This is a genomic window from Streptomyces sp. NPDC005791, assembly GCF_042871485.1.
GTDB lineage: Bacteria > Actinomycetota > Actinomycetes > Streptomycetales > Streptomycetaceae > Streptomyces.
Window position 1 is genome coordinate 323,130 of record NZ_JBIAIP010000006.1, and the last position, 23,435, is coordinate 346,564.

The window sequence follows — 23,435 nt, forward strand, 5'->3', positions numbered from 1 at the left end:
AGGCGTGGTCGGTTTCACCCGGCCCTTCTTCACCGTCCCCGAAATCTCTCCCCAAAGGTGTGGACCGGTATGCAGGAAAATCGTTCTCTCCCGATGGATACGGCTCCCGAAGAACTTCTCGAACTGACCACGGCACAGCAGGGCGTCTGGTATGGGCAACTCGTCGACCCGGACAGCCCGAAATACAACATCGGGGAATGCTTCGAGATCCGCGGTGACCTCGACGAGAAATTGTTCGCCGCAGCGGTCGGACGGGGCGTGGCCCTGTGCGACAGTCTCCAGCTGGAGTTCGTCGCCCAGGGGGAGACGGTGCGTCAGCGCGTCGCCCACCGCCCCGCGGCCGGCTCGGGCCGGCTCCACTTCGTCGACCTGTCCGGCGCCGGCGATCCCGCCGACACGGCCGAGCGCTACATGGCCGACGAGATGTACACCGTCGACCGGCTCGACGCCCCGCGCCACCACTTCGCGCTGCTGCGTCTGGGTGCCCGGCTGCACTACTGGTACGTCCGCTTCCACCACATCGCCGTAGACGGCCTCGGCGGGGCCGTCTTCGGCCGCTTGGTGGCCGACCTCTACGGGCGTGCGGTACGCGGCGAGGACCTCGCGGCGGCCCAGCTGCCCGCCGCACCCCTGCACGAGCTCATTGCCGACGAGGCGTCCTACCGGAGCTCGGGCCGCTTCGACACCGACCGGGACTACTGGACCGGCAAGTTCGCCGACCTGGCAGACACCGCTGCCGATGCCGGAGACGACGCGCAGGCGCGCGGCGGCAGCGCGCTCATCCGCCGGCGACACGGCACACCGGCACCGGGGGCGGCCGGAGCGGACGTGCGGATGCACACCGGTGAGACCCTGCCCGTCACCGTCCTCGACGATCTGCGCGGACTCGCCGCCGACCACCGCACCAGGTGGCCCGCCGTCCTCGTGAGCGCGGTCGCCGCCTACGTCGGCCGGGTCACCGGGGCGCAGGACATCACTGTTGGTCTCGCCTCCAACGGCCGTCACGGCGGGCTGCGGCACATCGTGGGTATGACCGCCAACATCCTGCCGCTGCGGCTGACCGTCACCTCCGACATGACGGTCGGCGCACTCGTACGTGCCGTCGCCGCCGAGATGGGTGGCGCCCTGCGCCACCGGCGCTTCTCCCGCGAGCAGCTCGCCCGTGAACTGAACATGAGCGACGGTGCGGCGCGCCTGACCGACGTCGTCGTCAACATCATGGGATACGACTACGACCTCGACTTCGGCGGGAGCCCCGCCGCCTCCCGCGTCCTGTCCATCGGACCGGTCGACGACGTCTCCCTCTTCGTCTCGGAACGGGCTGAGGGCAAGGGGCCGTTGATCGGCTTCGACGCCAATTCGGAGTTGTACCACCCCGAGGACGTGCGGCTGCTCCAGCAGGCGCTCGTATCCTTCCTGTCCGCCCTCGCCCGCGCGGACGCGGGCACGGCTCTGCGCGACCTTCCGTTCCTCGACGACACCGCGGCCGAGGTGCTGCTCGCCCAGGGACGTGGCACCGGCCTGCCGGCCACGACGGCGGCGGCGGGCCTGCCGGAGGCGTTCGGCGCGCAGGCCCGGCTCACTCCCGACGCCCCGGCAGTGGTGGACGGTGCCGCCACGCTCTCCTACCGGGAGCTGGCGAGGGCGGCGGAGGAACTCTCCGGCGCTCTGGCCGGCTGGGGCATCGGCGCCGAGGACGGCGTCGGTGTCCTCCTGGGCCGGTCTGCGGCCGTGGTGTCCGTCACTCTCGGCACGGTCGGCGCGGGCGCCGCGTACGTACCGATGGACGCCGCCTGGCCGGCCGAGCGGCTCGGCCGCGTGGCCGAAGTAGCGGGCATCCGGGCCCTGGTGGTCGACGAGGCCGCCGCGTCCCGGCCCTGGGTGCGGGAGACGGCCGCCACCATGCCGGTCCTCGTCGTGGACGCCCTCGGCGGCGTCGTACGCGGCGCTCCGCCACGGCCGAGACCCCTGCCGAGAGCGAACCGCGCCGACCGGCTCGCCTACGTGATGTTCACCTCCGGCTCCACCGGCCTGCCCAAGGGTGTCGGTGTCACCCACGCCGACGTCCTCTCGCTGGCCGCCGACACGGCCTGGAAGGACGGCGCCTGTGAAGCGGTGCTGATGCACTCGGCCTACGTGTTCGACGCCTCGACGTTCGAGATATGGGTACCGCTCCTGAACGGCGGCCGTGTGGTCGTCGCTTCCGGGGGCGTCCTGGAGGCGCCGGCCCTCAGAGACGTGGTGGACCGGCACGCAGTGACCGCGCTGTTCCTGACGACGGCGCTGTTCAACGTGGTGGCCGAGGCCGACCCCGCGGCGTACGCCGGGCTGCGCCTCGTCGCCGCGGGCGGCGAGGCCGCCACCCCGGACCTGATGCAGCAGGTGGCCGCCGCCGCCCCCGGCACGCGCGTCCTGCACGTGTACGGCCCCACGGAGACCACGACCTTCGCCACCCGCCACCAGGTCGCGGCCGACGTGCCGGGCGTGCCGCCCATCGGCCGGGCCCTCGACGGGATGCGCCTGTACGTCCTCGACGGTGCCCTCGCACTGGTCGCGCCCGGCGTCGTGGGGGAACTGTACGTGGGCGGCCACGGCGTCGCCCGTGGCTACCAGGGCCGCGCGGCGCTGACCGCCACCCGGTTCGTCGCCGACCCTCACGACGCGCACGGCGGCCGGATGTACAGGACCGGCGACCTCGTGCGCTGGACCGCGCGGGGCGACATCGAGTACGTCGGACGCGCGGACGGGCAGGTCAAACTCCGCGGGTTCCGCATCGAGCCGGCCGAGATCGAGAACGTCCTGCTCACCGACCCGGAGGTGCGCGGCGCCTGCGTCCTGGTCCGCGAGGACAACCCGGGCGACCGGCGGCTCGTCGCCTACGCCGTGCCGGCACCCGGAGCCCGGCCGGACGACTCCGCCCTGGCCCGCCGTGTCAGGCGCGCCCTGCCGGCGTACATGGTGCCGTCCGTGTTCGTCCTCCTCGACGCGCTGCCCCTGAACCCGAACGGCAAGGTCGACCGCCGCGCCCTGCCCGCCCCTCGTGCCACCGCGACCACCGGGCGCGCCCCGCGCACGGCCCACGAGGAGGTCCTGGCCGGCCTGTTCGCCGATGTCCTGGGCGTCGACGCCGTCGGCATCGACGACAACTTCTTCTCCCTGGGCGGCCACTCCCTGCTTGCCACCCGCCTCACCGGCCGCGTGCGGGCCGCCCTGGGCGCCGAACTGAGCATGCGCACCCTCTTCGACCACCCCACGGTCGCCTCCCTCGCGGCGGCCCTCGACACCTCCGGGACGGCCCGGCCGGTCCTCGCCCCGCAGCAACGGCCCGAAGCCGTGCCGCTGTCCTTCGCGCAGCGGCGCCTCTGGTTCCTCGACCGGGCCGAGGGACCGAGCGCCACCTACGCCATCCCGCTCGTGCTCGAACTCGAAGGCACCCTCGACACCGAAGCCCTGCGTGGCGCGCTCGCCGACGTGGTGGCCCGGCACGAGAGCCTGCGGACGGTATTCGCCGAGCACGACGGTGTGGCCCGCCAGGAGGTCCTCGGCACCTCCGCCGCCGAGGCGCTGCTCCCCCTCGCCGTCGAGCTGCCCCCCGGCGGGGAGAGCCCCGACGCCTGGGCCGAGAGCACGGTGCGCCGCCTGTCCGCGGTGCCCTTCGACCTCACTGGCGACATCGGTGTCCGTGCCCACCTGCTCCGCCTGGGCCTCGCCCGCCACGTGCTGCTCCTCGTCCTCCACCACGTCGTCGCCGACGGCTGGTCCCTCGCCCCGCTGAGCCGTGACCTGGGCGCCGCCTATCGCGCCAGGAGCTCGGGCACCGGCACGCCCGACTGGCCGGCGCTGCGGGTGCAGTACGCCGACTACGCCCTCTGGCAGCGCCGGCTGCTCGGCGACGACGGCGATCCGGACAGCCTGGCCGCGCGTCAGCTCGCCTTCTGGCAGGAGGCGCTGCGCGGCGCCCCCGACCTGCTCGACCTGCCTCTCGACCGGCCCCGACAGGCCGTGGCCGGCCACCGGGGTGACGCGGTCCCCTTCGCGCTGCCCGCCCCCGCGCACGCCGCGCTCACCGAGCTCGCCCGCTCCGCGGGCTGCACCCCCTTCATGGTGCTTCAGGCGGCCCTCGCCGTGACGCTGCACGCCCACGGCGCCGGCACCGACATACCGCTGGGCACCGCGGTGGCCGGAAGGACCGACGAGGCACTCGACGACATGGTCGGATTCTTCGTCAACACCGTCGTCCTGCGCGCGGACCTGTCGGGCGACCCGACCTTTCGCGAGCTGCTGGAGAGGGTCAGGGATTTCGACCTCGCCGCCTTCGGCCACGTCGACGTGCCCTTCGAACGGATCGTGGAGGCCGTCAACCCCGAACGGTCCGGCGACCACCACCCGCTCTTCCAGACCATGCTGGTCCTCCAGAACCAGGACCGAGCCGGGCTGGATCTCCCCGGTGTCACTGTCCACGACCGGTCCCGGCACACCGGGGTCAGCAAATTCGATCTGACGTTCTCGCTCACCGAGTTCGCCGAGGTCCCCGAGGTCGCTGAAGTCACTGACATCACCGGAGCCGCCGGTGCCATCGAGGCCGCCGAGCCGGCCGAAGCCGTGGTACCCACCGATGCCGGGCGCACATGCGGGAACGCCTCCGCCGGCGCGGGCGGCATCGGCGGCTACCTGGAATACGCCACCGACCTCTTCGACGAGGCCACCGCACGCGCCCTGTGCGCCCGCTTCGCCCGTGTCCTCACCCTCGCCGTGACCGAACCCGGCCGTACCGTCGGCGACCTCGACCCGCTCGCTCCGGAGGAGCGGGACCGCCTCCTCGGCCAGGGGCGCGGCGCGGAGCGTCCGCCACCCGTCCGCACCGTGCCCGAGACGGTCCGGGAGTGGGCCGCGCGCACCCCCCACGTGGTCGCCGTGCGTGACGCGCACACGAGCCTCACCTACGCCGAGCTCGACGCCCGTGCCGACGCCCTCGCCCACGTGCTGCGCGAGCGGGGCGCCGGCCGCGAGGACCGGGTGGCCCTCGCCGCACCGCCGTCCGTGGACACCATCGTCGCCATGCTGGCCGTCCTGCGGGCCGGAGCCGCCTACGTGCCCGTCGATCCGGGGTATCCGCCCGCCCGCATCCGCCACATGCTCGACGATGCCCGGCCCGTCCTGCTGCTGACCACCACGGCGGCCCACGCGGACCTGCCCGCCTGCGACGTACCGTGGCTAGCCCTCGACGACCCGGCGGCGCACCCCGGGGGCACCGCCGTGGCCGGCGTCGGCACACCCCACCCCGCGGATCCCGCGTACGTCATCTACACCTCCGGCTCCACCGGCCGCCCCAAGGGCGTGGTCGTGACGCACGAGGCGCTGGCCAACCACACGGACTGGATGGCGCGGCACCTCGACGTCACCCGGGAGGACCGGGTCCTCGCCCGCACCTCCACCAGCTTCGACGCCTCCGTATGGGAGTTGTGGCTCCCGCTGACGAACGGCGCCGAAGTCTGCGTACTGCCGGACGGCGCCAACCGTGACCCCCGCACCCTCCTCTCCTGGATGAACCGGTTCGGCGTCACCGTCGCCCAGTTCGTGCCCTCGCACCTGACGCTCGTCCTCACCGAGGCGGCGCATGCCGAGCCGCTCCCCGCCCTGCGTGCCGTCCTGTGCGGCGGAGAGCCACTGCCGCGTGCCCTCGCCCACGACGTGGCAGAGCTGTGGCGCGCCGAGGTGCACAACCTCTACGGGCCCACCGAAGCCACCATCGACGCCACCGCGCACCGCGCCGGCGGCCCGGGGGGCACCGGACAGGACGACGCCGGCACGCCGTCGGAGACGGTGCCGATCGGCCTCCCCGTCGACACCATGCGCGCCTACGTCCTCGACGGCCGGCTGCGGCCCGTACCGCCCGGCGTCACCGGGGAGCTGTACCTCTCGGGCCCCAACCTCGCCCGCGGCTACCTGGGCCGGCAGGCACTGACCGCCGCACGGTTCGTCGCGGACCCGTTCGAGGCGACCGGCGCCCGTATGTACCGGACGGGCGACCTCGTGCGGTGGAACGGGCTCGGGCTGCTCGACTACGTGGCCCGCGCCGACGACCAGGTCAAACTCCGCGGCTTCCGCATCGAGCTGGGCGAGGTCGAGGCCGCGGTGCTGGCGCGGCCCGGGGTCACTGCCGCCTGTGCCGTGATCCGGGAGGACACACCCGGCCGGCGGCGGCTCGTCGCCTACGCCGTCACCGGCGACCCGGCCCTGCGCCCCGCCACCTTGCACGACGCCCTCGCCGAGACCCTGCCCCACTACATGGTGCCCGGCGCCGTCGTCGTACTGGAGGACATGCCCCTCCTGCCCAACGGCAAGGTGGACCGGCGCGCCCTGCCGGAGCCCGAGCCGGACACCGGCGTCACCGCCGGGGCGGGGCGCGGCACCCTCCAGGAGGATCTGCTCGCCGGGATCTTCGCCGATGTCCTGCACCGGCCCCGCGTGGGCCCGCACGACAGCTTCTTCGACCTCGGCGGGCACTCGCTGCTCGCCATGCGCGTCATCAGCCGCGTGCGCGCCGTCCTGGGTGCCGAGATCGACGTACGGACCCTCTTCGAGCACCCGACCGTCGCGGGCCTCGCCCGCGTCCTCGACACGCCGGGCCGGGCCCGCCCGCCGGTGGTGCCCGCGGCGCAGCGTCCCGACCCCCTGCCGCTGTCCTACGCACAGCAGCGCCTGTGGTTCCTCAACCGGCTGGAAGGCCCCAGCTCCGCCTACAACATCCCGCTCGTCCTCGAACTCCACGGCTCCCTGGACACCGACGCCCTGCTCGACGCCCTGCACGACGTCGTGGAGCGGCACGAGGCGATGCGCACCCTGTTCCCCGAACGGGACGGCGTGCCGCACCAGTTGATCCTCTCCGCCGACGCGGCCGCACCCCGCCCGCCGGTCACGGTCCTGGCCCCCGCCGATCTGGAAGGGGCCGTCCTGGCCGCCGTGCGCGAGCCCTTCGACGTCGTGGCGGACGTGCCGCTGCGCGCGAGGCTGCTGCGCTCCGCACCCGGCCACCACGTCCTGGTGCTCGTCCTGCACCACATCGCGGCCGACGGCTGGTCCCTCGCCCCGCTGGCCCGCCACCTCGGCGACGCCTACCGGGCCCGCACCGCGGGCCGGGAACCCGAGCTCACGGCCGGCACCCCGTACCAGTACGCCGACTACACCCTCTGGCAGCACGCCGCCCTGGGCGACGGCGGCACACCGGGGAGCGTGCTGAGGCGGCAGCTCGACCACTGGCACACCGCTCTCGCGGGTCTGCCCGGACTGACCGACCTGCCGCTCGACCGGCCGCGCCCGGTCACCACCGATCCGAGGGGCGACGTCCACTCCTTCGACGTGCCGCCGTCCGTGTACGCACAACTCCTGCGACTGGCCCGCGAGTCGGGCAGCAGTCTGTTCATGGTGCTCCAAGCGGCGGTGGCCACCCTGCTGCACCGTCACGGCGCGGGTGAGGACATCGCCTTCGGTTCGCCCGTCGCCGGCCGCACGGACGAGGCGCTGGAAGACCTGGTCGGGTTCTTCGTCAACACGCTCGTCCTGCGCACCGACCTGTCCGGCCTCCCGACCTTCCGTGAACTCCTCGTGCGTGTACGGGAGTTCGACCTGGCCGCCTATATGAACCAGGATGTGCCCTTCGAGCGTCTGGTGGAGAGCCTCAACCCCGTCAGGGCGCAGAACCACCACCCGCTGTTCCAGACGATGCTGGTCCTGCAGAACCAGGAGACCGCGCGCCCCGACCTGCCGGGTCTCACCGTCGAGGACCGGCTCGTCCACAACGGCCTGAGCAAGTTCGACCTCACCTTCGCCTTCACCGAGGAGCAGGGCGAGGGCCGCCTCACGGCCGGGATCGAGTACGCCACCGCCCTCTTCGACCGGACCACCGTCGAAACGCTCGCGGTCCGCCTGGTCCGTCTCCTGGAGCAGGCGGCCGCCGACCCCGGTCTGCCCCTGGCGGACTACGACCTGATGACACCGGACGAGCGCGTCCGTGTCACGCGCTGGGGCACCGGACGCGATCTGCCCGCGGGGACCACGGACGCCACCCTGCCCGCCCTCTTCGGTGACCGCGCACGCCGCACCCCGGACGCCGTGGCCGTGACCGGCGACGACGGGACCCTCACGTACGCCGAACTGGACGGAATCTCGGACGGCCTCGCCCGCGCCCTTGCGGGCCTCGGCGTCGGACCCGAGTCAGGGGTCGGGGTGCTGCTGGCCCGGTCGCCTGCCGTCGTCTCGGTCTCGCTCGGTGCGGTCCGGGCAGCCGGTGCCTACGTCCCGCTGGACGCCCGCTGGCCCGAGGAGCGGCTCGAACAGGTCGCCGGGGTGGCGGCCGTGCGGGTCCTCGTCGTCGACGAGAGCGCGTACGCCTCCCCCTGGGTGGCCGCGGCGGCCACCCGGATGCCGGTCGTGGTCGTGGACCGGCTCGGCCGGATCCTGCGGGGTGCGCCCGAGCGCCCAGGCCGCCCGGCCGCCGTGCCGGGCCCCGGCACCCTCGCCTACGTGATGTTCACCTCCGGCTCGACCGGCCTGCCCAAGGGCGTCGGAGTCACGCACGCCGACGTGGCCGCCCTCGCGGCGGACTCCGCCTGGGACGACGGCGCCGCCGACGCGGTCCTGCTGCACTCGGCATACGTCTTCGACGCCTCCACGTTCGAGATCTGGGCCCCGCTCCTGCGCGGCGGCCGGGTCGTCGTCGCACCGGGAGGCGTCCTGGAGGCCCGTGTCCTCGACGATGCCGTGCACGACAACGGCGTCACCGCCGTCTTTCTGACGACGGCCCTGTTCAACGTGATGGCCGAGACCGGCCCGGGCGCCTTCTCCGGCCTCCGACTCGTCTGTGCGGGCGGGGAGCTGGCCTCTCCGGACGCGATGCAGCGGGTCGCGGGCGCAGCGCCCGGCGTGCGTGTCCTCCATGTGTACGGGCCCACGGAGACCACCACCTTCGCCACCCGCTACGACGTCACGGCCGGCCTGGCCTCCGGCCCTCCGCCCATCGGGCGCGCCCTGGACGGCATGCGCAGTTACGTACTCGACGGCTCCCTGGGCCCGGTCCCGCCGGGAGTCGTGGGGGAGCTGTACCTCGCCGGAAGCGGGGTGGCACGCGGATACACCGGGTTCCCGGGGCTGACCGCCGCGCGCTTCGTGGCCGACCCGTTCGGTCCGCCGGGCGGCCGCATGTACCGCACCGGCGACCTGGTCCGGTGGACCCACGACGGCAGGATCGCCTACGTCCACCGCGCCGACGGGCAGGTCAAACTGCGCGGCCACCGCATCGAACTCGGCGAGATCGAGGGCGTGCTCGCGTGCGGCGAAGGCGTCTCCGACTCCTTCGCCGTCATCCGCGAGGACACTCCCGGCGACCGGCGGCTGGTCGCGTACGTGGTCCCCGCCGGCGCCGCGCGCCCCGACCCCGGCGACCTCGCCCGGGTGGTCGGCCGGTCCCTGCCCGCCTACATGGTCCCCTCCGCGTTCGTCCTGCTCGATGTGCTGCCGCTGACCCTCAACGGCAAGGTGGACCGGCGTGCGCTGCCCGCACCCGAGCACCAGGCCCCGGTCCGCGGGCGCGCCGCCCGCACCGTCCCCGAGGAGATACTCTGCGGGCTGTTCGCCGATGTGCTCGGCCTGGCCGCGGCGGGAGCCGACGACAACTTCTTCTCCCTGGGCGGCCACTCCCTGCTCGCCACCCGCCTCGTCGCACGCATCCGCACCGCCCTCGGCGTCGAGGTCCAGGTCAAGGCCCTCTTCGAGCACCCCACGCCCGCCGCGCTCGCCGCAGCGCTGGACGGCGCCGAGGAGGCCAGAAGACCCCTGGAGCGCGCCCCGGGCCGCCCCGATCCGCTGCCGCTGTCCTTCGCGCAGCAGCGGCTGTGGTTCCTCAACCGGTTCGAGGGACCGAGTGCCACCTACAACGTCCCCCTCGTGCTGCGTCTGGAAGGCCCGCTCGACGCGGACGCCCTGGAGAGCGCCCTCGCGGACGTCGTCGGACGCCACGAGAGCCTGCGGACCGTCTTTCCCGACACCGACGGCGTGGCGCGCCAGGTCGTCCTCGACGCCGGTGGCGCAGACCTCGACCTGACACCCCGCGAGACCGGCCCCGCCCAGCTCGACGAGGTCCTGCGCACCGAGGTGTCGCACGCCTTCGACGTGAGTGCCGAACTTCCGGTACGGGCCCGGCTGCTGAGGCTCGGCGACGACGACCACGTCCTCGTGCTGGTCGTCCACCACATCGCGGGCGACGGCTGGTCCCTCGCCCCGCTCGCCCGCGATCTGGGCGAGGCGTACCGGGCGCGTACCGAGGGCGTGGAGCCCCCGTGGACGGAGCTCGGCGTCCAGTACGCCGACTACACCCTGTGGCAGCGCGCGCTGCTCGGCGACGAGGACGCCCCGGACGGCCAGGCCGCCCGCCAGCTGGAGTTCTGGCGCACCGCCCTCGCCGGCGCCCCCGACCTGCTAGACCTGCCGTACGACCGTCCCCGTCCCACCGTCACCGCACACAGCGGCGACGCGTTCGCCTTCCCCGTCGGCGCGGAGACCCACCGGGCACTGGCGGATCTCGCCCGGGCCCGCGGGTGCAGCCTCTTCATGGTGCTCCAGGCGGCCCTGTCGGTACTCCTCTCCCGGCACGGCGCCGGCGAGGACATCCCGCTCGGCACCGCCGTCGCCGGACGCACCGACGAAGCCCTCGACGATCTGGTGGGCTTCTTCGTCAACACCCTCGTGCTGCGCACCGACCTGAGCGGCGATCCCACCTTCAGCGACGTACTCGACCGCGTCCGGGAGTTCGACCTCGCGGCCTACGCCCACCAGGACGTTCCCTTCGAGAGGCTGGTGGACACCCTCAGCCCGGTCCGGGCCCAGAACCACCACCCGCTGTTCCAGACCATGCTCGTCCTGCAGAACCAGGCGGACGCGGTGGTCGACCTGCCCGGTCTCACGGTGACGCCACAGCCCGTGCGCACCGGCATCAGCAAGTTCGACCTGACCTTCACCTTCACCGAGACACGTGACGGCGCAGGCGGGCCCGCCGGACTCGACGGCGTTCTCGAGTTCTCCACCGAACTCTTCGCCCACTCCACAGCGCACGCCCTGGCCGGCCGACTGACCCGGCTGCTCGCCTCGCTCGCCGCCGACCCCGGGGGACGCGTCCACGCCGCCGACGTCCTGGACGCGTCCGAGCGGCGGAGTCTCGAGAGCGCCGCGCACGGCCCGGTACGGCCAGGGCCGGCGGGCACGGCCCCCGAGGGCTTCCGTGCCCGGTGCGCCTGGAACCCTGCGGCCGTCGCCGTGCTGGACGGCACGAACCGCCTTACCTTCGGCGAACTGGACGCGCTGTCGGACGACCTGGCCCACCACCTGCACAGCCGGGGCATCGGCCGCGGCGACCTCGTCGCCCTCGCCTTGGAGGGCACCGCCGACCAGGTCGTCGCGATGCTGGCGGTGGCCAAGGCCGGGGCGGCGTACCTGCCGGTCGACCTGGAGTACCCCCAGGCGCGCATAGCCCACATGCTCGACGACGCCCGTCCGGCACTCCTCCTCACCCACGGCACCGCACGTGCCGCGCGGTACGGCGCGTCCGTCCCCTGCCTCGCCCTCGACGACCGTGCCGCCTGGTCCACCGGGGGCACGGTCCCGCAGGCCGCCGCCCCGGACCCGCGCGACGCGGCGTACGTCATCTACACCTCGGGTTCCACGGGCCTGCCCAAGGGCGTCGTCGTCACCCACGCCGCCCTCACCAACCACATGGCGTGGATGGCGGGGCACCTCGGCCTCACCGAAGACGACCGTGTCCTCGCCCGCACCTCGCCGAGCTTCGACGCCTCGGTCTGGGAGACGTGGCTGCCGCTCCTGCACGGCGGCTCCACCTGCCCCGTGCCGCCCGCCCTCAACCACGACCCGGCAGGGCTGCTGGCCCGTATGCGCGAAACGGGCACCACCCTCGCCCAGTTCGTGCCCTCGCACCTCTCGGTCGTCCTCACCGAGACGACGCCCGACGAGGCGCCCGCGACGCTGCGGGCCGTCCTGTGCGGCGGTGAACCCCTGCCCCGACACCTGGCGGAGCGCCTCGGGCGGGCCTGGCGGGTCGAGGTGCACAACCTCTACGGGCCCACCGAGACGGCCATCGACGCCACCGCCCACCACCACAGGGGCGGGGACACGGACGCCCCCACGGGGGAGGGGAACGTACCGCTCGGCCGCCCCGTCGACAACACCCGTGCATACGTCCTGGACGCCGGTCTCCGGCCGGTGCCGCCCGGCGTCACCGGCGAGCTCCACGTCGCGGGCGACGGCCTCGCGCGCGGCTACCTGGGCCGCCCGGGTCTGACCGCCGCACGGTTCGTCGCCGACCCGTACGGACCCCCCGGCAGCCGCATGTACCGCACGGGCGACCTCGTCCGACGGGACGCCGACGGCCTGCTCAGCTACGTCGCACGGGCCGACGACCAGGTCAAGCTGCACGGCTTCCGCATCGAGCCGGGCGAGATCGAGGCCGCGCTCACCGCGCTCCACGGCATCGCCGCCGCATGCGTCCTCGTCCGCGAGGACCGGCCGGGCGAGCGGCGGCTGGTCGCCTACACCGTCTCCGACGCGCGGGGCGGCGCGGTGGCCCTCACGGACGGTGAGCTGCGCGCCCGGCTGATACCCGTCCTGCCGCCCTACATGGTGCCCGCCGTCTTCGTGCCCCTCGACGCGCTGCCGCTGCTGCCCAACGGCAAGACCGACCGGCGTGCCCTGCCCGTCCCGGAGCGCCCCGCCGCCACCCGGCCGGGGGGAGAGCCGCGCACCGCACAGGAACGCGTGCTGTGCGAGGTGTTCGCCTCCGTCCTGCGCGCGCCCGCCGTCAGGACCGACGACGACTTCTTCGCGCTCGGCGGCGACAGCATCCTCTCCATCCAGCTCGTCAGCCGAGTCCGCGCGGCCGGCCTCGGAGTCACCCCGCGCGATGTCTTCGCCCACCGCACACCGGAGGCCATCGCGGCCGTCGCCACCGCGCTCGGCGAGGACACCGCCGCGCCGGACGGGCAGGGCACCGGCGAGATGCCGCCGACGCCCATCGCCGCCTGGTTCCTGGAGCGGCCCGGCACCACGGACGGCTACAACCAGTCAGGGGTGCTGCGCACACCCGCCGGGGCCGACGAGGACACTCTCGTAGCCACCCTGCAACTCCTCATCGACCACCACGACATGCTCCGTCTGCGGACCACGCGCTCCGCCGACGGCGCGCCCGTCCTCGAAGCCCTGCCGCCCGGGTCCGTGCCTGCCCGGCACCGCCTCACCCGCGTCGACGTCGAGGGTCTGGACGCCGACGCCGTCCGCGCCGTCGTCACCGAGGCGGGCGAACCGGCGCGCAGACGGCTGCGGCCCGCGCACGGCGAGGTGGTCGAGGCCGTCTGGTGCGACGCCGGGCCGGGCAGGCGCGGGCACCTGCTTCTCGTCGTGCACCATTTGGCCGTCGACGCGGTCTCCTGGCGCATCCTCGCCGCCGACGTGGCCATCGCCTGGCAGGCCGCCACCGGGGCCCCGGCCGCCGACGGAAGACCGGCGGCACTGCCCCCGGCCACCACGTCCTACCGGCACTGGTCGCAGCTCCTCTCCTCCCAGGCGCAGGAGCCCCGGCGCGAGGCGGAACTCGCCCTCTGGCAGGAGACGTCGACGACCCCCGATCCGCAGCTGGGGTACCGGCCGCTCGACCCCGACCTGGACACGGCCGACCGGACGCGCACCCTGGTCACCCACCTGCCCGTCGCGTGGACGAAGCCCCTGCTCACCACCGTTCCCGCCGCTTTCCACGCCGGGGTGGACGACGTCCTGCTCACGGGCCTCGCCCTGGCCGTCTGCTCCTGGCGCGCCGAACGGGCCGCACCCGGCGGACCCCGGCCGGGCGGCACCGCCGTCCTCCTCGACCTGGAGGGCCACGGCCGCGAGCAGATCGCCGACCACCTCGACCTTTCCCGTACGGTCGGCTGGTTCACCAGCCTCTACCCGGTCCGGCTCGACCCCGGACCCGTCGACGCCCGCTACCCCGGACGCTTCGACGCCGCTCTGGTCGAACGCGCACTCAAGCGGGTCAAGGAACAGCTGCGGACCATCCCCGACCACGGTGTGGGCTACGGAATGCTGCGCCACCTCAACCCGGCCACCCGTCCGCTGCTGGCCTCCGCGCCCCACCCCCAGATCGGTTTCAACTACCTCGGCCGGTACGCCGCCCCGTCCGAGCCGGCGGACGGGCGGGACGGCGCCGACTGGGACGTGCTGCTCGACGGCGGAGGACCCCGCAGCCAGGATCCCGACATGCCCGTCCACCATGTCCTCGACATCAACGCGCACGTCGAGGACCTGCCGGACGGTCCGCGTCTGGTGACCCGCTGGACCTGGCCCAGCGACCTCCTCAAGGAGGAGGACATGGAGTCCCTGGCCGACGCCTTCAGCCGCGCCCTGCGCGCCGTCGCGGAACACGCCGAACGACCCGACGCGGGCGGCTGGACGCCGTCCGACCTTCCGCTGGTCGCTCTCGACCAGGCCCAGCTCGACCGACTGCAGAACAAGTGGGGTGGACGCAAGTGACCGGCTTCCGACTGGAAGACGTACTGCCGCTGACGCCGTTGCAGGCAGGCATGCTCTTCCACGCGCTGTACGACTCCCGCGCCGTGGACGTCTACACCGCGCAGTTCGTCTTCGACCTCGAAGGCCCCGTGAGCGTCCCGGCCCTGCATGCCGCCGTCGGCGGTCTGCTGCGGCGGCACGCCAACCTGCGGGTCGGTTTCCTCCACGAGGACCTGGACGAGCCCGTGCAGGCCGTCGCCGCCGAGGTGCCTGTACCGCTCGAGGAGCTGGACCTGACCGGAGCGTCCGGCACGAGCACGGCCCAGGAGCGCCTCGACGCGTTCCTCGCCGCGGACCGCACCCGCCGCTTCGACCTCACGACTCCGCCGCTGATGCGGTTCACCCTCGTGCGCACCGCCCCGCAGCAGCATCGGCTCGTCATGACGAGCCATCACATCCTGCTCGACGGATGGTCGATGCCCCTGCTCGTACGGGAGCTCTTCGAGCTGTACGCACACCGGGGCGACGACAGCGCACTGCCGCGCGTCGTCCCCTACCGCACCTACCTCGCCTGGCTGGCACAGCAGGACCGCGCCGCCGCACTCGAGGCCTGGCGCGCCGCCCTCACCGGAATCGAGGCTCCGACCCTGCTCGCCGGGCGCGGCGGGGCGGGCGCCCCGGGCGTCGGCGACCTGCCCGAGGCCCTCGTCCTCGAGCTGGACACGGCCACGACACACCGGCTGCGCGATACGGCCCGCGCCCACCGGCTCACCCTCAACACCCTGGTCCAGGGGGCCTGGGGCCTGCTGCTCGGGCACCTCACCGGGCGCCCCGACGTCGTGTTCGGCACCACGGTCTCCGGCCGCCCGCCGGAGATTCCGGGCATCGAGTCGATGGTCGGCCTGTTCATCAACACCGTGCCGGTACGGCTCCGCCCGGCTCCGGGCGAGACCCTGGCCGCGCTCCTGACCCGGCTCCAGGCGGAACAGGCCGGTCTGCTCGGCCACCAGTACGTGGGCCTGACCGAGATACGCGGCGTCACTGGCCTGGACGAACTCTTCGACACCCTGGCCGTGTTCGAGAACTACCCCATGGACGCCGAAGCCCTCGGCACCGCGCAGCAGGGACTGCCCGGCCTCGCCGTGACCGGGTTCAGCGGCTCGGACGCGGCCCACTACCCGCTCACCCTCACCATCGCCCCGGGCGACGCACTGAAGATCACCTTCGGCTACCGGACGGCCGTCCTCGAACGCGAGGAGGTGGCCCGTACGGTGGCCCGCATGCGGCGCCTGCTGACCGCGATGGCCGAAGGGCTCGACCGTCGCGCCGACGCGCTCCCGGTGCTGCTGGACGGGGAGCGCGAGACGCTGCTCTCCCAAGGACGCGGCGCCGAGCTCCGTGGCGGCAACCCGGACGAGAGCATCCCGTCCGCGCTCGCCCGGCGCGCTGCCCTGCACCCGGACGCGGTCGCCGTGTCCGAGGCCGGTGACCACCTGACTTACCGGCAGCTCGACGCGGTGTCCGAGGCGTTGGGTGCGGCTCTGACAGGTCTCGGCGTCGGGGTGGAGGCCCGCGTCGGTATCCTCGTGGGCCGCTCCAGGGCCCTGGTGACCGCCTCCCTGGCGACCCTGCGCGCGGGCGCCGCATACGTGCCGCTCGACCCGCGCTGGCCCGCCGAACGGCTCACCCGCGTCGCCGAGGTGTCGGCCCTGCGCGCCGTGGTCGTCGACGAGGCAGCCCCCACGCACCCCTGGGTACGCCGACTGGGCCCCGACGTACACGTCGTGACCGTCGACGCCGCGGGCCGGGTCCGGCAGGGCGCACCAGCCGCTCCGGGGGCCCTTCCCGCCGTCACCGGCGGCGCCCGGCTCGCCTACGTGATGTTCACCTCCGGTTCCACCGGCCTGCCCAAGGGCGTCGGCATCACCCACGCCGACATCACCGCCCTCGCGTCCGACCGGACGTGGGGCGACGGCGCGGCCGACGCGGTCCTCATGCACTCGGCGTACGTCTTCGACGCCTCCACCTTCGAGATCTGGGCGCCGCTCCTCAACGGGGGCCGCGTCGTCGTGGCCCCCGAGGGCACCCTCCAGCCCGCGGTGCTCCGAGACCTCGTCAGCCGGGACGGTGTGACGGCGGCGTTCCTGACGACGGCCTTGTTCAACGTCATCGCGGAGACCGGCCCCGACGCCCTCGGCATGCTGCGTCTGGCCGCCTCCGGAGGCGAGAACGCGGCCCCTGGAGTCCTCCAGAGCCTCGCCGCCGCGCACCCCGGCACCGCCTTCCTGAACGTCTACGGACCCACCGAGACCACCACCTTCGCCACCCTCCACCGCGTCCGCCCCGGCGACGCCCCCGGCGGTGTGCCCCCCATCGGCCGGCCGCTCGACGGCATGCGCGCCTACGTCCTCGACGCGGCGATGGCGCCCGTGCCGCCCGGCGCGGAGGGCGAACTGTATGTGGCGGGCGCCGGTGTCGCGCGGGGCTACCTGGGGCGTCCCGGCCTCACCGCCACCCGGTTCGTCGCCGACCCGTTCGCCGGCACGGGGGAGCGGATGTACCGCACCGGTGACCTCGTGCGCCGGAGCGCCGACGGCACCCTGCACTACGTGGCCCGAGCCGACCAGCAGATAAAGCTCCGCGGCCACCGCATCGAGCCCGCCGAGATCGAAGCGGTCCTGCGCACCGACCCGGCCGTGCGTGCCGCGTGCGTCCTGGTCCGCGAGGACGTGCCCGGCGACCGCACCCTGACCGCCTACGTCGTCCCCGCCGCCGGACGCACCCCGGACCCGGACCTGCTCGCGGCGCACGTCGGACGGCAACTGCCCGCCTACATGGTGCCGGCCGCCATCCAGCCGCTCGACGCCCTGCCGCTGACTCCCAACGGCAAGCTCGACCGGTCGGCGCTGCCCGTGCCCGCCTCCCGGGCCGGCGCGGTGGGCGGTCAGCCGCGCAGCGCCCACGAGGAGATCCTCGCCGGGCTGTTCGCCGACGTGCTGGGTGTGGCCCGCGTAGGCCTCGACGACAGTTTCTTCGCCCTGGGCGGCCACTCCTTGCTGGCCACCCGCCTCGTCGGCCGCGTCCGCACCGCCCTGGGCACGGAGACCGAGATCCGCACCCTCTTCGAGAACCCCACCGTCGCCACGCTCGCCGGCGCTCTGCGGGACGCCGGCCGCTCCGCCCGTCCCGCCCTCGTACCGCAGGAACGCCCCGCCGTGCTCCCGCTGTCCTACGCACAGCAGCGCCTGTGGTTCCTCCACCGCCTCGAAGGCCCCTCCGCCACCTACAACATCCCCTTCGCCGTGCGCCTCGACGGAGCGCTCGACACGGAAGCCCTGTACCAGGCCCTCCGCGACGTCACCACCCGGCACGCCGCGCTGCGTACCGTCTTTCCCGAGTACGACAGCCGGCCGTGCCAGCACATCACCGCCCCGGACGACGTCCGCCTCCCGTTCACCGTCGAGGTGACCGACGAGGAAAGGCTCCCCGACCGGATCGGAGCCGCCGCGACCGCACCGATCGACATCGAGAGCCGTCTCCCTCTCCGGGCGACCCTGCTGCGCCTCGCCGACGACGCCCACGTGCTGGTCCTCGTGGTCCACCACATCGCGGCCGACGGCTCGTCCCTGGCGCCCCTCACCCGCGACCTCGGCGTCGCCTACCGTGCCCGGACGCAGGGCCAGGCGCCGGCCTGGACGGAACTCCCCGTCGACTACGCCGACCACACCCTCTGGCAGCGTCGCCTGCTCGGCGACGGACACGACCCCGAAAGCCTCGTCTCTCGACAGCTGGCCCACTGGAAAAGCGCTTTGGACGGGCTGCCGGAGATGGTCGAACTCCCCCGGGACCGGCCGCGTCCCGCCGCACCCCGGCACACCGGCGCCACCCACGGCTTCGCCCTCGGTCCCACGACCGCGCGGGCGGTGGCGGACCTCGCCCGCGCCTGCGGATGCAGTGTCTTCATGGTGCTCCAGGCCGCCCTGGCGACCGTCCTCTCCCGGCACGGTGCGGGCGATGACATCCCGCTGGGCACAGCCGTCGCCGGACGCACCGACGAGGCGGCCTCGGACCTCGTCGGCTTCTTCGTCAACACGCTCGTGCTGCGCACGGACCTGACAGGTGACCCCACTTTCCGCGAACTGCTCGACCGCGTGAAGCAGTTCGACCTCTCCGCCTACGCGCACCAGGACGTGCCCTTCGAGCGCCTGGTGGAACTGCTCAACCCCGCACGCTCGCAGAACCACCACCCGCTCTTCCAGACGATGCTCATCCTCCAGAACCACACCGCCGCCGCGCCCCTGGACCTGCCGGGCCTCACAGCCGTCGGATTGCCCGTCGATCCCGGAGTCAGCAAGTTCGACCTGTCGTTCACCTTCACCGAGACCTACGACGCCGACGGCAGGCCCAGCGGTATGCGGGCCGCTGTCGACTACGCGACGGAGCTCTTCGACGCGGCGACGGTCCGCGACCTCGCCGAACGGCTCGTCCTGCTGATCGCCTCCGTGACCGCCGACCCCGACCGCCCGCTCAGCACCTACGACGTGCTCACCCCCGCCGAGCACGCCCGTATCGCCGCCTGGGGGGCCGGGCCCGACGAGAACGTGCCGGAGTCGACGGTTCCCACGCTCTTCGGACAGCGGGTCCGGCTCGCCCCGGACGCCCCTGCGGTCCGCGACGCCGGAACCACCCTCACCTACGCCGAGCTCGACGCCCGCGCGGAGACCCTCGCCCGTCACCTCGCGGCGCGGGGCATCGGCCCCGAGGACCGGATCGCCGTCGCCCTTCCCCGCACCCACGACCTCGTCGTGGCCCTCCTCGGAGTCCTCAAGGCGGGGGCGGCGTACGTGCCGCTCGACCCGGACTATCCGGCCCAGCGCCTGTCGTACATGCTCGACGACGCCAGGCCGCGCCTGCTCCTCACCACGCCCGCCATCCACCGCGGGCTTCCCGACTCGCAGGTGCCGCACCTGTACGCGGGCGACCTCACGGAGAGCCCGGCGGCGGCTCCCAGCGGCGCCGCCCGGGCCCTGCTCCCGGCGCACCCGGCCTACGTCATCTACACCTCCGGCTCCACCGGCCGCCCCAAGGGCGTCGTGGTCACCCACCGGGGCGCCGGCGCCATGGCCAGGACGCAGAGCACCCGGCTGCGCGTGGGCCCGGGCAGCCGGGTGCTGCACATGGCGTCCGTCAGCTTCGACGCCGCCTTCTGGGAGCTGTGCATGGGACTGCTCTCCGGGGCATGCCTGGAGATCGACGAACGCGACGCCCTGCTGCCCGGCCCCACCCTCGCGGCCCTGGTCCGTGAGCGGGGCATCACCCATCTCACCCTGCCGCCCGCCGCCCTCGCGGTGATGCCGCCCGGCTCGGTGCCCGCGGGGACCACGATGGTCCTCGCCGGCGAGGCCTGCCCGCCCGCCCTGGTCCACGCCTGGGCGCGGGACCGGTTCCTCGTCAACGCCTACGGCCCGACCGAGACCACCGTCTGCGCGACCATGAGCACCTTCCAGCACGCGGACGGTCCACTCGCCCCCGGCCGCACCGTGCCCATCGGCGTCCCCGTCAACGGCACCCGCGTCCACGTCCTGGACGGCCGACTGGCCCCCGTGGCGCCCGGCGTCGTCGGCGAACTGTACGTCTCCGGAGAGGGGGTGGCCCGCGGGTACCACGGCCGGGCCGCCCTGACCGCGACCCGCTTCGTGGCCGACCCCTTCGACCGGTCGGGTGGCCGTATGTACCGCACCGGTGACCTGGTGCGCTGGACGGCCGACGGGGAGCTCGTCTACGTCGCCAGGGTCGACGACCAGGTCAAACTCCGCGGCTTCCGCATCGAGTTGGGGGAGATCGAGGCCGCGCTCACCGCCCTGCCCGGCGTCGCCGCGGCCTGCGCCGTCGTCCGGGAGGACCGGCCTGGCGACCGGCGTCTGGTCGCTTACACCGTGCCCGCGGACGGTACGGCGGGCCCCGACGAGGGCGAGGTGCGCGCACACCTCGCCGCAACCCTGCCCGCCCACATGGCCCCCTCCGCCCACGTACGGCTCGACGTCCTTCCCGTCACCCCCAACGGCAAGACCGACCGGCGGGCGCTGCCCGCACCCGAGCAGGCCGTACCGGCCGGCGGCCGGGCCCCGGGCACCGCTCGCGAACGTGTCCTGTGCGAGATATTCGCGCAGACGCTCGGCGTACCCGAGGTCGGCGTCACGGACGACTTCTTCGTTCTCGGCGGTCACTCGCTGCTCGCCGTGACGCTGGCCCAGCGGATCGGGGAACGCTGCGGCCGGCGCCCCTCCCTGCGCGCCCTGTTCGCCGCGCCCACCGTCGAGGGCGTCGCCCGGCTCCTGGACGCCGGGGCGGGGGAGGAGAGCCGAGAGCGCGCCCTCACACCGGACCTCGCCGCCGAGGTCCGCCTCGCGGCCGACATCACGGGCGCGGGCCGGACCGGAGCCGCTCCGGTGCCCGCCCCCGCCCGCAAGACCTCTTGTCCTTCAGCCCGGCCCCTCCTGACCGGCGCCTCCGGCTTCCTCGGCGCCTTCCTCCTGCGCGACCTCATGGAAACCACCGGTGGCCCGGTCGACTGCCTGGTACGGGCCGAGGACGAGCGGCACGGCCGACACCGGCTGCGGGCCAACCTGGAGCGCTACGGCCTGTGGCGTCCCCGGTACGCGGACCTGATCCGCGCTGTCCCCGGGGACCTCGCCGCACCCGGCCTCGGTCTGTCCCCCGGGCACCGGGCCGCCCTGGTGCGCCGTCTCGGCCCCGTCGTCCACAACGGCGCACGCGTCAACTTCGCAGCGGCGTACGGTGATCTGCGCGCCTCCAACGTGACCGGAACCGAGGAGCTGCTGCGCCTGCTCGCCGACTCCGGCTCACCCGGGATGCATTACGTCTCGACCACGAGCGTCTACGCCCCGGTGTCCGGCTCCGGTGCCGCCACCGTCACGGAGTCGTCCCCGACGGGGCCCGCCTCCGATCTCCCCGACGGGTACGCGCAGAGCAAGTGGGTCGCCGAGCAACTCGTCGGTCTGGCCCGCGAACGCGGCCTGCCCGTGACCGTCCACCGGCCCGGCCGCATCAGCGGTGACACCACCACCGGCGCATGCCAGGACCGCGATCTGCTGTGGCAGCTCATCAAGGGGTGCCTTCAGGCGGGCGCGGTGCCGGACCTGGCGCACGGGTCGACCGACTGGGTGCCCGTGGACTACGTCAGCGGCGCGGTGGTGGCGCTCTGTGCCTCCGGCCGGAGCGGTGACGAGACGTACCACCTCACCAACCCGGACGCGCCAGGGCTGGATCGTGTCTTCGAAGTGGCCGCCCGGCTGGGCCACGAGCTGCACACCGTCCCCGCGCCGCACTGGCAGGCCCTCGTCGCGGCGCAGCACGACAACGCGGCGCAACTGTTCCTCGGTGACGGGGGGCAGACCCGGCACGAGGCGACGGACCACCGCGCCTTCGACTCCAGCCGGACGGCCGAGGCCGTGGCGGCCCTGGGAGTACACCTGCCGTCCCTGACCGACGACACCCTCGCCCGCTACCTGGCCTACTTCCAGGAAACGGGCTTCCTGCCCACTCCCCGGGGGGCGCGGGCCACGGTGTAGCGACGGGCGCGGACGTCTGCCGCCCGGGATTGTCAGAGGCGGGTGGCAGACTCCGCTGACATGACTGAACAGGTGCGTCTGCGAGATGTCGTCGAGGCCGATCTGGAGGTGTTCCTCGCCCAGGAACACGACCCGGAGGCCGTACGCCGGTCGAACTTCCCGCCCCGGGAGCGCGGGGCTTTCATGAGGCACTGGACGACGAAGGTCCTGGGCGACCCCACCGTCCTGGTGCAAGCCGTCACTGTGGACGGGGAGTTGGCGGGCAACCTGGTGGCGTGGTGGGACGAGGAAAGGCGCTTCATCGGGTACTGGCTCGGCCGGCAGTACTGGGGCCGGGGCGTCGGCTCGCAGGCGCTGGCGCTCTTCCTCGGCCGGGAGACGACGCGGCCTCTGTACGCCGACCCCTTCGCGGGGAACACCGGCTCGGTGCGGCTGCTGGAGAAGCACGGCTTCCGGCGCACCAGCACGGTCATGTACGGCGAACAGGAGCACATCATGCTCGAACTCCCTTCCGCCGTCGCGCGGCGTTGACCACAGCCGGAAACCCGCGAAGCCGGGCACGGCACGGTGCCCGCCCGACATCCATCCGCCCCAAGCGGGTGCCTGCCGGGCGGGCGTCTCCGACGGGCCTTCCATCCGGTCCGTCGGAGACCGCGCACGTGCCCTGTTCTCCTTCGACCACAGGTGGAGAACCTGGTCTGGGAGATGAACGTGCAGCACCTGCCGTCCATGCGGGGCCTGTCCAAGGTCGACAACGGCGCCACGGCCCCATCGAGGCATCCCTCAGGTCCCTGGACGACCTGGGGCACATCTGGGAGGAGGAGGAGTACGGCGAGCACGGCTTCCTCCAGATCGTCGTCACGGACGGTGAGGAGAACGCCTCGGCCCGTGGCTCGACAGGATCACGGCGAAGATGGGTGCCCTCCCGGCCTCGAACCGGTCCCGGCCGACAAGTACCGGCTGCTGAAGGCCGACAAGGAGGTCATCGTGGTGGAGAGGAACACCGACCGCGCGTACACGGGCGACGCAGCGCGCAGCCTGCTGTTCGGTACGGGCCTCCACGGGACCGTCTCCGTCAAGGCGGGGAACACCCCGGCTGGAGGTGTACGTGCAGAGTCGTCCGGTGGACAGAAAGCGCAAGACGAATACGCGCCTGCTCATCATGCTCTGACACCCAGGCCGCGGCCCCGCCCGTTTACCCGCGGGCCGCTTTCCTGCGGAGCGAGGGCGAGGCCGGCGCCCTGTGGGGCAGCCGGCCGACGGCTCCGGGCGCCCGGC

3 protein-coding genes and 1 pseudogene are annotated in these 23,435 nt (G+C 73.7%); all 4 read left to right on the forward strand.

The features are described from left to right. The first annotated feature begins 69 nt into the window (after nucleotides 1-69). Nucleotides 70-14,586 (forward strand): amino acid adenylation domain-containing protein, encoded by a 14,517-nt coding sequence (locus ACFYSH_RS14920; protein ID WP_388752703.1) that lies wholly within the window; start codon nucleotides 70-72, stop codon nucleotides 14,584-14,586. Continuing rightward, nucleotides 14,583-22,157, forward strand: a complete 7,575-nt coding sequence (locus tag ACFYSH_RS14925) for an amino acid adenylation domain-containing protein (protein ID WP_388752705.1) — start codon at nucleotides 14,583-14,585, stop codon at nucleotides 22,155-22,157. Before ACFYSH_RS14920 ends, ACFYSH_RS14925 begins: the two co-directional genes overlap by 4 nt. A gap of 60 nt (nucleotides 22,158-22,217) precedes the next feature. After that, nucleotides 22,218-22,688: a GNAT family protein gene (locus ACFYSH_RS14930; RefSeq protein WP_359466670.1), complete on the forward strand. Its 471-nt coding sequence runs from the start codon at nucleotides 22,218-22,220 to the stop codon at nucleotides 22,686-22,688. A gap of 49 nt (nucleotides 22,689-22,737) precedes the next feature. Then, nucleotides 22,738-23,328, forward strand: a pseudogene (locus ACFYSH_RS14935) (hypothetical protein). Nucleotides 23,329-23,435 lie beyond the last annotated feature (107 nt).